This window comes from Proteus terrae, assembly GCF_003144325.1.
GTDB lineage: Bacteria > Pseudomonadota > Gammaproteobacteria > Enterobacterales > Enterobacteriaceae > Proteus > Proteus terrae.
In genome coordinates this window covers 83,289-95,748 of record NZ_PENS01000002.1, presented here as the reverse complement: position 1 = coordinate 95,748, position 12,460 = coordinate 83,289, and the positions used below count along the sequence as shown (strand labels likewise).

The following is a 12,460-nucleotide window of genomic DNA, read 5'->3' as shown; positions in this document are numbered from 1 at the left end:
TTAGATAGTATACCACCTGATTTTAAAACAGCGATATTGAATTATCTTTCTAACTTTTCAGAACAAAAAGAAAATATATATTCCGGATTAAAAGAAACGATTTCTTTTAATAAAAATAAAATAGATGACATCATTAAAAAACCTATTGAAATCCAAAGACATTACCAACCAAGCTCGAAACTTAGTGAGCTAAATGCAAATATAGAAAGAGGAATGAAAGTTCCACCTCATTCAAAAGAAATAATTTTCAAACTAGAAGAGAGTGTCATAGAAAAGTTTGCAAATGTTGAGAAAAAAAGAACCGAAGACAATCGAGAAAGACAAAAAACTGATAATGAATTAAATGAAAAAATACATCATACAATAGCTAAACTAGATCAACATGCAAATGAAATCAATGATAACAAAAATAGAATAGAGACTAAAAATAATACTATTCAAAGTAATATTGAAAACAATAAAACCCAAATCGACACTAACAAAAGCAATATCAGCATCAATAAAAACAATATTGCCACTAATAAAAATGACATTATTACCAACAAAACTGACATTGACATTAACAAAGATAATATTACCAGCAATAGAAACAAAATAAACACCAACTCGAGCGATATCAAAGCTAATAAAGAAAATATCGAAACCAACAAAAAAGGTATTGATAATATTAAAGAAAAATATATTGATAATCTAAATATTAATGGGAGTAATCTTTCATTAAAAAATCATTTTTCTACTCTTTATATTGAGCAATCAGTAGCAAGAAATGAATTTAAAGATCTAAAAACTAATTTTGAACATTTTAAATCAGATACTCAAAACCGCTTTTATAAAGTTGAGAAACGTGCCAATCAAGGTATTGCTTCTGTAGCCGCAATGAGTAATTTACCTTTTACTGATTCTGCCACATTTAGTACTGCTATTGGCATTGGTAATTATCGTAATGCAACAGCGCTTGCTTGGGGTATGCAATACCGTATTAACGAAAATATTAAAGTGAGAGCCTCTACCGCATGGAATGAATCAAATTGGGTCTCAGCAGGTGGTGTTGGCATAAGCTGGTAAATAACGTAAAAACAGCGAAAGCTAAGTAAAGCTTAGTTTTCGTTGTTTCATTCCAGTTCAAATCCGTTATGCTAAAACTTTGCGATTCTATACTCAAAGGAGCATATCAATGACGGGTATTTTTCAGAAAATCAAACATTGGGTAGGAATAAAAAATACGGTCCATTACCCTTATCCCGCTGTTGATATTACGTTGCCTAATAATGTCTCTTTACACCTTGTGGGTAGTATCCATATGGGTGTTCCTACAATGTCACCACTCTCCAACGTGCTTATCAATGAAATAAAAAATTCAGATGCTATTATTGTTGAAGCTGATATTTCAACTGACGTTCAACCTTTTAAGCAAGCATCTCTTTTTAGAGAGTCACTAGAAACGCGCTTAAATACACCTCTTTTTTCTCAAGTGACACGTCATTGTGAAGATCTCTCCCTCTCGCTTTATCAACTTGAGAATAAGCCTCTTTGGCAAATTGCGTTGATTTTACAATCTACCCAAGCGATCCAACTTGGATTACAACCGCAATACGGCATTGATTATCAAGTTATCCAACATGCTAATGAATACAAAAAAAGGATTATTGAACTCGAAGGCATTGAGGATCAAGTCGCACTATTATTGAATTTTCCTGAGGATGGTCAGCAATTGCTCGAAGACACATTAAAAAATTGGCACGAGAACGCGCGTACATTGCAAATCATGATCAATTGGTGGTTAAATTATAATAGTAGAGAGAAACAGCCACCTTTACCGAATACTTTTAGTAAAGCTGTATTTGATATTTTAATGGAAAGCCGTAACCAAAAATGGGTAAGTATATTATCAAAATTACCGGCTGGTCGTTATGTAGTGACTGTAGGTGCCCTTCATTTATTTGGTGAAGAGAATTTGATCGATTTATTAACGCACCAAGAATAAAAATATAGTTCTAATCTTATAAGTAGGAATAGCTATGACTCCCGCTGTAAATTTGCTGGAAAAACAAAAAATCAAATTTATCCTTCATCCTTATGAGCATGATGCGAATGTCCATAATTTTGGTGATGAAGCCGTTGAAAAATTAGGTTTGGATAATCGCCAAGTATTCAAAACACTGTTAGTTTCTTTAAATGGTGATGCTAAGAATCTTGCTGTTGCAGTAACACCTGTTTCTGGTCAGTTAGATTTAAAACTCGTTGCTAAGTGCTTTAAGGCAAAAAAAGCAGATATGGCAGATCCACAGATTGCACAAAAGGTAACGGGTTATTTAGTGGGTGGAATAAGCCCATTGGGTCAGAAAAAACGCCTACCGACAGTAATTGATGAACAAGCCCTTGAATTTGACACTATCTTTGTTTCTGGTGGCAAACGTGGTTTAGATATTGAATTATCAGCAAAAGATTTAGGTTCTGTATTAGGTGCTCAATTTGCACTTATTCGTAAAGCGTCATAATCATTAATGATTTTTTATTTTAAGGCGCATCCTCAAAATAAGAAATTAACGTAATTTAGACCTAAAATAAAAGGCGACATTAATGTCGCCTTTTATCTATATCATCATGATTTGCTGAGCTTATTTTTTATAAACGATCTCACCTTTAGGTTCGAAATCAGCAGCTTTCAATGGAGAGTGTGCTTCGATATAACCTTTTAATACTTCAGCATCAACAAAACCAGTATTTACATATGCAGGATGAACATCAATCTTAGGATAACCATCACCACCAATACCGTTAAAGTTTAATGTCGCCATGCGGTAAGTCTTAGTTTTATCTAATGGTTTACCAGCAATTTTAACATCGCTAACTTTGCAGTCTGCATCTACAGTTAAGCTAACATTGTAGAATTGTGCGTAAGCACCAGAGTCTACTTTCATACATGCGACAGCTGACAGATAAGGCTCGACTTCTTCACCTTTAAAATCAACATAAACCAGTTCGTTCGCAAATGGTTGTACTTTCAGTACATCTTTATAAGTAATATCACCAGATTCAATAGAATCACGGACACCACCACCACTCATAATGGCAAAGTCTGCATTTGCACGTTCAGCTTGAGCTGATAATAATAGGCGTGCCATATTGGTTTGAACAAAGCGAACTTTACTACGATCACCCTCTAATTTACCAACAACCTCACCCACTTTAACATTCAATTGCTCGCCACCTTTTTCTTGGTAAGGCGTCAGCAGTTTCATCATTTCAGGGTTATGAGGAATTTCTTTTGTATAGTAAACAAGCTCAGTTGTACCGTCGTCTTTCTTCACTTTTTGATTTAAGTTGATTGGGATTAATTGGTAATGTTTTAACGTGAATTCACCATTACGGAATTCGAAGTCTGCACGACCAACATATTTACCCCATTCATGAGCCTGAACAATCCATGTACCATTTTGGTTATCTGGTGCACAAGGTGTTCCTGGCACATAATCAGCTTGTTTGTAGTTTTTGTTCTCTTGAGACATACAAACTGGATCTTGTGAGTGACCACCCACAATCATATCAAGGTAGCCTTTTGGTAAGGCTCGCGCCATTTCTACATCGCCAGGTGCGTTAGAACCGTGATTACCATCATCGTAGTGACCCATATGAGTTGCTGCAATAATAATGTCTGGCTTTTCCGTTGTACGCAGCTCTTCTACCACTTTTTTAGCTTCATCAGAAGGTTTGCGGAATTCGGTATCAGGAAAGTTCGCTGGGTTACCAATACGTACGGTATCATCCGTTGTTAAACCTAATACTGCAATTTTGACACCTTGCTTATCAAAAATGGTGTAAGGCTTGAATAAACGCTCACCCGTACTTTTTTGATAAATATTTGCAGATAAGAATGGGAATGTTGCCCATTTCTCTTGTTGGCGTAAAACATCTAATGGATTGTCGAATTCATGGTTACCCAGTGCCATTGCATCGTAACCTACAAGATTCATACCTTTAAAATCAGGCTCTGCATCTTGTAAATCAGATTCTGGTACACCAGTATTAATATCGCCGCCAGATAACAGCAGTACGCTACCGCCTTTTTTAGCCACTTCATTACGAATGTCATCAACAACCGTTTTTTGTGCCGCTAAACCATATTCGCCACGATCGTTATGCCAGAAATGGCCATGGTGATCATTGGTATGCAAAATAGTAATTTCGTAGGTTTTATCCTTTTCCCATGCCTGAGACATCGCAGGCGCCATCGCTAAAGAAACTGTTAATGCGCATGCTGATAATTTAAAAGATAAGCTCATGGTATATCCCCATGTATATTATTTATTGAGAAGGTTCTGCCATGGTTCTACTGTAGAAAAAGAAGACAGAAGTTAAATACTTTTGCTGTATTTTATGACGTAGGTTATATAATTTTTTTATTATTTCATTGATCCGATAGTTTTTTTGAGACATGAATCAAACTCTATTTCTCACAAAAGCACTCAACTCTAAATAGATGTAAACTAGACCAATAAAAATAGAAACAATTTATTAACAAAATAATGTGACAGGGAACTAAAATGAGCAATGCCGATCCAACGCTTCCCATAGAAGAAACCGATGTTTTACAACGAAAAGCCAATAAGCGTAATACCGTTTTTAGTATTTTAACTGCTATCAGTTTTTCGCATCTTCTCAATGATATGATCCAATCATTGATATTAGCTATTTACCCTATGTTGCAATCAGAGTTTTCACTCAGTTTTGTGCAAATAGGGATGATAACGTTGACCTATCAAATTACAGCATCTTTATTACAGCCTTTTATTGGCCTCTATACTGATAAATATCCTAAGCCTTACTCATTACCTATTGGTATGGGTTTTACGCTGACAGGGCTTATTCTCCTCGCCTTTGCAGATACATTCCCAATGTTATTACTTGCTGCGGGATTAGTTGGTACTGGCTCGTCTGTTTTCCATCCTGAATCATCTCGTGTTGCTAGAATGGCATCAGGAGGAAGACACGGACTTGCACAATCACTCTTTCAAGTCGGGGGTAATTTAGGTAGCTCTTTAGGCCCTCTTTTGGCGGCTTTATTGATTGCGCCTTATGGCAAAGGAAATGTCGGTTGGTTCTCCCTTGCTGCTTTATTGGCTATTGTAGTGCTATTACAAGTTAGCCGTTGGTATAAAATTCAACAAGAAGCTCAGAAAAAAAAACCTAAAGCACTAAATAACAAAGCCGTATTGCCACGTAAAACCCTTTTGGGCTCTTTAGCCATTTTACTTATTCTGATTTTTTCTAAGTATTTTTATCTTGCAAGCATCAGTAGCTACTATACTTTCTATTTAATACATAAATTTGGCGTTTCAGTACAAAATGCACAAATTCACCTATTTGTTTTTCTCTTTGCTGTTGCTGCTGGCACCATGATTGGTGGCCCTGTAGGCGATAAAATTGGCAGAAAATACGTTATTTGGGGATCTATTCTAGGAGTTGCACCTTTTACACTGATACTCCCTTATGCCAGCTTGTACTGGACTGGCGTACTTACTGTATTCATTGGTGTGATTTTAGCTTCAGCATTTTCTGCTATCTTAGTTTATGCTCAAGAGTTAATACCGGGTAAAACAGGCATGGTTTCAGGGCTTTTCTTCGGGCTTGCTTTTGGGATGGGAGGTATTGGTGCCGCTGTCTTAGGCTATATTGCAGATCAGAAGAGTATTGAATATGTTTATCATATTTGTGCTTATTTACCACTATTAGGCATTTTCACCATTCTTCTCCCTAACATTGGGGTAGATAAAACCGAGTAACTTGTAATTATCCCTGTTATCTAAATGAACCAGTAACAGGGTAATTCTTACTTTAAAAGGTAAGATTGATTAAAATAACATAAAAAAATGCATTTGCATCAAAAAACTCAATCAACTTGCTATTTTTATAAATAATCAATAATTTTTAGCGAATTTATTGCATGAATACGTTAAACTATCAGCCTGCTATATACTCGCCCCCCGATACATGTAGTTTTATAAAAAGAAGGAGAATTGATGCCGCATTCAACACCCCTCATTACCACCATTGTTGGTGGATTAGCACTTGCTTATATTTTAGGCATGATCGCTCAACGGCTAAAAATCTCACCTTTAGTAGGATATCTTGCTGCGGGTGTACTCGCTGGTCCATTTACTCCCGGCTTTGTTGCTGATACCTCTCTCGCTCCTGAACTCGCTGAAATTGGCGTTATTCTGCTAATGTTTGGCGTGGGTTTACACTTTTCGTTAAAAGATCTGATGGCGGTAAAAGCCATCGCTATTCCAGGTGCTATTGCTCAAATTGCAGTCGCAACATTATTAGGACTGGGATTATCGGCATTTTTTGGCTGGGGTTTATTTAGTGGCATAGTATTCGGCTTGTGTCTATCAACAGCAAGTACCGTTGTGCTTTTACGAGCACTTGAAGAAAGAGGCTTGATTGATAGCCAACGAGGTCAAATTGCTATTGGTTGGTTGATTGTTGAAGACTTAGCCATGGTGTTAGCCCTTGTACTACTTCCCGCTGTTGCCAATATGCTGGAAAGTAGCGATCAAACCAGTATTTCTGAACTCATGATCAATTTAGGTATTACAATCGGTAAAGTTGTTGCCTTTATCTTAATCATGATGGTTGTTGGTCGTAAACTTATTCCTTGGATTTTAGCTAAAACCGCGGCAACGGGCTCTCGTGAGCTATTTACACTGAGTGTACTCGCTCTTGCTTTAGGTATCGCTTATGGCGCTGTAACCTTATTTGATGCTTCCTTCGCATTAGGCGCATTCTTTGCCGGTATGGTTCTTAATGAGTCTGAGTTAAGCCACAGAGCGGCTCAAGATACTTTACCGCTGCGTGATGCTTTTGCTGTACTGTTCTTTGTTTCTGTCGGTATGCTATTTGATCCAATGGTATTAATTGAGCATCCACTAGGTATCTTAGCGACACTGGCTATCATTATTATTGGTAAATCAGCCGCGGCATTGGTCCTTGTGCGAATGTTTGGACATTCCAGACGCACTGCCTTAACCATTTCAGCCAGCCTTGCTCAAATTGGTGAGTTTGCCTTTATTCTTGCTGGTCTTGGTGTGGCACTGAACGTTTTAGAACCCGATGCGCGCAACCTTGTTTTAGCCGGTGCTTTAGTCTCTATTATGCTAAACCCTGTATTGTTCTCTTTATTAGACCGTTATCTGGCAAAAACAGAGACCAAAGAAGAAGTGGAGCAACTACAACAAGAAGAGCTTGAAGAAGAGATGCCAGTCCCTGTTGATATTTGTGGCCACGCCATTATCGTCGGTTATGGACGTGCAGGAAGCATGCTTTCGGAGAAATTATTAGCTCAATCTATTCCATTAGTTATTATCGAAAATAGCCGTAATAAATTCGCTGAATTAAAAGAGAAAAGCTTAAACACAGTACTGGGTAATGCATCAACTAAAGAGTCTCTTGCTTTAGCCCGAATTGATTGTGCTAAATCTTTATTACTGACGATACCTAATGGTTATGAAGCAGCCGATATCGCGGAAACAGCAAGAAGTATGAACCCTGATTTAAATATCATTGTTCGTGCTCATTTTGACGATATTATCGTGCGCGCTAACTACGATGAAGAAGCTTCTTTTATCCTTGAGAAAGGGGCAAATCACGTCATTATCGATGAAGATCAAACTGCAACTGCAATGGCAGATATGCTAATTAAAGAAGTTGAGTTTGGTTGTGCTATTGATGATACACCTGAAAATGGCCAACAAATCATTGCACCTAGTGCAGCGCAATAATCAAACACAAATAACCACTTAGCCCCATAAAATTTAAGTCAATAAAAAAACCTATCAATAAATGTTGATAGGTTTTTTTTATTTCACTCGGATAAAACAAGACTTAGAAACAATATAAACTCAACGTTCCCAATAAGCTTCTTCCAAGCTGTCTTCTTTTTCAGGTAAACCGCGCGTCAAGCGTGGAGAATGCTGGCTTAGCACTTGATAACTCACTCGGTTAGCATATTTACACACTTGCGCTAACGATGAATAAGTTAAATAAGTCCGAGGATGCTTACTTGAATTTGGCACATTAATACGATGATAGCTATTCGCTGTAATATCATGTAGTAATGCTGACAATGCTGCGTCACCCGCACCATTTGTATTCATGATTTTTTCTGGGCCACCCATATAAGGCTCAATATGAGAATAGACTTTTTCTGGCTCATCACAATCTTTACGGCGCATAGCACGACTAAATTCATAGCGATTAAATTCAGCAATCGCTCCCGGTAATAAAGGATGTGTGGTTTGGCGCTTAAAGCTATGTTCTGTATAACCGCCCATATAAAGCCCTGCAGGCCCAGCGGTACAAAGCACTAAATCTACCCACTCTAAAGCAACATCAGAGGCTAACAGAGGATCAGAATGCCCTGTTAACTCAAACGCTTCATCTTCATTCATTGCCACAACAGACACATGCTCTTTTAGGAAATCACGCCACCATTGTGGATCATCTGCAATAACGTATTTTGTACCAAGGGTGAGAACAACTGGCACATCATATTTTTTCGCGTATTCAATTGCTTTCATGGTTGCCAACGGCATCGGTTCACCGGGTTTACAGCGAACTAAATAAGCTGTTAATACCAATGCAGAAGCTTCAGCGATCACCTCTTCCGGAATACTTTCAGGTTTAAGCTGATTCATTTGACCGGGGCTAATAGCAAATGTGCGTTCACCATTTTCCGTGATCAGCGTAAAACAGCGCCCAATGGCGCCATCAACACCCTGGAGGTAATTAAGGTCAGTACGGCTAGAGGTATTACATAAATAACGATAAGCATAGCTACCAATCTGAATGTTATTACACATAGTACCTAATAACACAGAGCGGTCGTCAGCCAATACAGAGTAGTTATGTAGCGTATTGCCAATGGTGCCACCAGCAAATTCGTGTGTTATCAGATTATTGTCTGTTAATTCACGATAAAGTGCCTCTGCGACATCATCTTCAATAACAAGAGAGTGTCCCTGACTCAAGTTATAACGGTTAATAAACTCCTCATCAACTTTCGCTTCAATATCAACCAATGTTTGGTCAATACCCACGATATAAGCGCGAGAGGATTCGCTCTCCGTCATATTGATGATGGGTTGTAATAGAGGATCTCGTAAACTAACGGGAAAATAGTGTTTGGATTTTCGTTTGCCAGGGAATTTCATTGTGAACGATGCTACACAGCTAAAAAAGATGCGCAATGTTAACACAATATTATAGGAGAGACAGTAGGTGTACGTCAGTACACCTACTTATTTAAAGATATTTTTATGCAGTTTTACGACGACTTCTTGCCATGTAGCTCAGTAAGACGCCCATAACAGAAAGAATGAAACCAACAAAAGCGGTGCCAACTAAAATCAGAGCGCGTTTAGGTGCATCTTTTTTAGTCGGTTCGTAAGGTTTCAACATATATTTGAACGGCACAAATTGAAGATCATCTAATTTTACTTTTTCTAGTTGCTTCATATTGTATAAACGGTTTTTCAGATCAGTACTTACTGTTGTTGGATCAACAATAGCTTCTGTAATAGCCAATTTACTACTTAACGCATCAGAACCCATGGCAATAGAGTAATCAGGATCATCTTTAATTTGTGCGCCTTCACTGGAAATTGGTTTTTTTACTCCTGCCGCATTAGCAATCTCCAACGCATATTTTAAGCGTTGCACATTAACATTACGCGCATTAGCGATACGCTCTAAATCCATTTCATAGGCTTTTTGCGCGAAACTTAATTTACGCTCAATTTGATCATCAATTTCGTCTTTTACTTCTACACGTACTTTGGTAGAGATAAAGCGAATATAACCAGAAAGTAAATCGTAAGCTTCTTCAGGGGTTGGCGCTGTAAAGCTTAAATTAATTTCACCACTAAACTCTTCTTCATTCTTTTTGTCATCTGAAGCTTTTAAATTAATATCTTTCGTTACGATTTCTTCAATTAATTTACGTTTATCCAGTGGTGTTGGATCTTCCATTTTAGCCAGCAAATTTTTGTAATAATCCGTACTGATCAAATACTCTTCACGCAAAACACGAGAGTTATAGTTATTGATAAATTTTTGATAAACGGAAGAACCATTAACACCCGTATCAACATCCACTAAGCTAAGTTCAGTCAATGTCGCTCTTAATTGCTTCATTTCATCAAGCATTGGCTTGGTAATTGCAGCTTGACTCGTCCATTTTTGTGGTAAAAAGCTTGCAACAGTAAAGCCAACGATAGCAAATAATAACGTGATACCAATAATGACAAATTTTGATTTATAAATAACAGAAAATAATTCAAAAAGATCGATTTCATCGTTCTGTTTTAGATAAAAGTCATCAAAATTCCCTTTATCAACTTCTGAAGATTGTGGTTTTGAAAGCTTACTATTCATTTTCCTGCCTAAATTTATGTAATGCAGTGTCCGTTTATCAGCACTTTTAGTGATTTCCACTAAAAGACTTAAAAAATGAGAAAAGATAAGTTTATATATAACTGAAATATGTTCAAATTAATATATCATCAAATCCGATAATTTTATTTATAGAATTCAGTAATTATTTTTCGCATACCTCACGGATCATCGCTTCTAGCAAGTCAATATGCTCTGGATCATCATTTAATGCCGGAATATATTCGTACTGTTTGCCACCACCATGAATAAAGAATTCTCGGTTCTGTTCATTAATTTCTTCTAATGTTTCCAAGCAATCAGATGAAAATCCTGGGCATACAACCTGCACATGTTCAACCCCCTCACTTCCCAGCTTTTCCATCGTTTTATCCGTATAAGGCGATAACCAAGGTTCACGACCAAAGCGTGACTGGAATGTCAGCATGACTTGCTCTTTAGGATAACCTAACTGTTCTTCTAATTGCTGTTTTAGTTTTTCTGTTGTGAGGCAACACTCATCATAATAAATATCGCCCGTTTTGATAAAGCGCTCAGGAATACCATGAAAAGAGAGAATTAAACGATCGGGTTTGCCATATTGCTGAAAACTTTTCTCAATAGAGGTGACAAGCGCTTTGATATAAAGCGGATGAGTAGGATAACTGCGAATAAAGTGAAGAGAAGGTATTGTGCGCATATCTTTAAAAATGCGACTAACACCATCAAATACCGCAGCAGAAGTGGAGCAAGAGTATTGAGGATACAGCGGTAACAAAATAATCTTTTCAACACCTTGTTGTAATAACTTTTCAACCCCTTCATTTAGCGATGGATTGCCATAACACATCCCTAACTCTACGGGGATATTAGGTAATCGCTCAGCGACAGCACGTTGTTGCGCTCGGCTGTAAACTAAAAGTGGTGATCCTTCATCCATCCAAATCTGTTGGTATAACTTAGCCACTTTAGGTGAGCGAAACGGTAATATCGCCCCTTGTAATATTGGTTTCCAAATCAAAGGAGAAACATCAACAACACGAGGATCGCTAAGAAATTGTGCTAAATAACGTCGAACAGCACCCGTTGTCGGCTCATCAGGTGTGCCAAGATTAACCAAAAGAACACCATACTTAGCATCATTCATACTATGACTCCTTAGAGTTATTTTATTAGGATAACCAAAGAGTAGAAGCATAAAGGAAAATAATAGATTGTGCTTGTCAATTTATTGGATTGTTCTTTTCCCCTATTTTATTTAGATAAAAAAAATCCCGGCTCAACCGGGATTAGTCATCACAATGACGAAATTAGCCAAGGATACTTTTCAGTTCAGCGTTAATTTCGCTTACTTTTTGTGTACCATCAACTTTGAAGTATTTCGCATTGTTTGCTTTAGCTTCATTTTGGTAATAAGAAACTAACGGTGCAGTTTGAGTATGGTACTCAACTAAACGTTTACGAACAGTTTCTTCTTGGTCATCTTTACGTGTTGTTAATTCTTCACCTGTCACGTCATCACGATTTTCCACTTTAGGTGGATTAAATTTCACATGATAAACACGACCTGATGGTGCATGAACACGACGGCCAATAATACGTTCAACAATGATTTCATCAGGTACAGCGAATTCCAGTACGAAATCCACGTTGATACCCGCTTCTTTCATTGCATCAGCTTGTGGAATTGTTCTTGGGAACCCATCCAACAAGAAACCATTACGGCAATCGTCTTGTTTGATGCGCTCTTTAACTAACGCAATAACTAATTCATCAGTAACTAACTGACCATTGTCCATCAGTGCTTTTGCTTTCAGTCCTAGTTCTGTACCTGCACTTACTGCCGCACGTAACATATCACCAGTTGAAATCTGTGGGATACCATAGTTTTCTTTAATGAATTGAGCCTGAGTGCCTTTACCAGCGCCTGGAGCGCCTAGCAGAATGATACGCATCGCGTAAATCCCCTTGCATTTAATTTTTTATATTTAAACTCGAAAACGCATTACCATACCATTTTGTGAGGTCA

General features: G+C 37.6%; 10 protein-coding genes. 5 read left to right on the top strand and 5 right to left on the bottom strand.

Annotated features, from left to right (window positions below):
* Window positions 1-36: 36 nt before the first annotated feature.
* From DK857_RS02280 to ybaK, 3 genes are all read left to right on the top strand, one after another.
* Window positions 37-1,065, top strand: a complete 1,029-nt coding sequence (locus tag DK857_RS02280; protein ID WP_109401417.1) for a YadA C-terminal domain-containing protein — start codon at window positions 37-39, stop codon at window positions 1,063-1,065.
* Window positions 1,066-1,174: 109 nt separating this feature from the next.
* The gene (locus DK857_RS02275; RefSeq protein ID WP_109401416.1) at window positions 1,175-1,984 is read left to right on the top strand and encodes a TraB/GumN family protein; all 810 of its coding nucleotides are present in this window, start codon (window positions 1,175-1,177) and stop codon (window positions 1,982-1,984) included.
* Window positions 1,985-2,018: 34 nt separating this feature from the next.
* On the top strand, window positions 2,019-2,498 hold the full coding sequence (ybaK, locus tag DK857_RS02270) for a Cys-tRNA(Pro)/Cys-tRNA(Cys) deacylase YbaK (protein ID WP_109401415.1): 480 nt from the start codon (window positions 2,019-2,021) through the stop codon (window positions 2,496-2,498).
* A gap of 120 nt (window positions 2,499-2,618) precedes the next feature.
* Here ybaK and ushA read toward each other — a convergent pair whose 3' ends face one another.
* A complete protein-coding gene (gene ushA, locus DK857_RS02265; protein ID WP_098942084.1) occupies window positions 2,619-4,283 on the bottom strand; it encodes a bifunctional UDP-sugar hydrolase/5'-nucleotidase UshA in 1,665 nt (554 codons plus the stop codon).
* A 261-nt stretch (window positions 4,284-4,544) separates the two neighbouring features.
* On the opposite strand from ushA, the gene DK857_RS02260 reads away from it, so the two are divergent.
* Together DK857_RS02260 and ybaL are read left to right on the top strand one after the other, a co-directional pair.
* Entirely contained in the window at window positions 4,545-5,783 is a 1,239-nt protein-coding gene (locus tag DK857_RS02260) for an MFS transporter (protein ID WP_109395393.1), read from the top strand.
* A 237-nt stretch (window positions 5,784-6,020) separates the two neighbouring features.
* Window positions 6,021-7,781: a YbaL family putative K(+) efflux transporter gene (gene ybaL, locus DK857_RS02255; RefSeq protein WP_109401414.1), complete on the top strand. Its 1,761-nt coding sequence runs from the start codon at window positions 6,021-6,023 to the stop codon at window positions 7,779-7,781.
* A gap of 120 nt (window positions 7,782-7,901) precedes the next feature.
* Here the strand turns inward: ybaL and DK857_RS02250 are convergent, their stop codons facing one another.
* The 4 genes from DK857_RS02250 to adk form a co-directional block, all read right to left on the bottom strand.
* Complete coding sequence (locus DK857_RS02250; protein WP_109395395.1) at window positions 7,902-9,212, bottom strand: inosine/guanosine kinase; 1,311 nt, start codon at window positions 9,210-9,212, stop codon at window positions 7,902-7,904.
* A 103-nt stretch (window positions 9,213-9,315) separates the two neighbouring features.
* The gene (gene wzz(fepE), locus DK857_RS02245) at window positions 9,316-10,434 is read right to left on the bottom strand and encodes an LPS O-antigen length regulator Wzz(fepE) (RefSeq protein WP_109395396.1); all 1,119 of its coding nucleotides are present in this window, start codon (window positions 10,432-10,434) and stop codon (window positions 9,316-9,318) included.
* A 163-nt stretch (window positions 10,435-10,597) separates the two neighbouring features.
* The gene (gene hemH / locus DK857_RS02240; RefSeq protein ID WP_109395397.1) at window positions 10,598-11,578 is read right to left on the bottom strand and encodes a ferrochelatase; all 981 of its coding nucleotides are present in this window, start codon (window positions 11,576-11,578) and stop codon (window positions 10,598-10,600) included.
* A 163-nt stretch (window positions 11,579-11,741) separates the two neighbouring features.
* The gene (gene adk / locus DK857_RS02235) at window positions 11,742-12,386 is read right to left on the bottom strand and encodes an adenylate kinase (protein ID WP_109395398.1); all 645 of its coding nucleotides are present in this window, start codon (window positions 12,384-12,386) and stop codon (window positions 11,742-11,744) included.
* Window positions 12,387-12,460 lie beyond the last annotated feature (74 nt).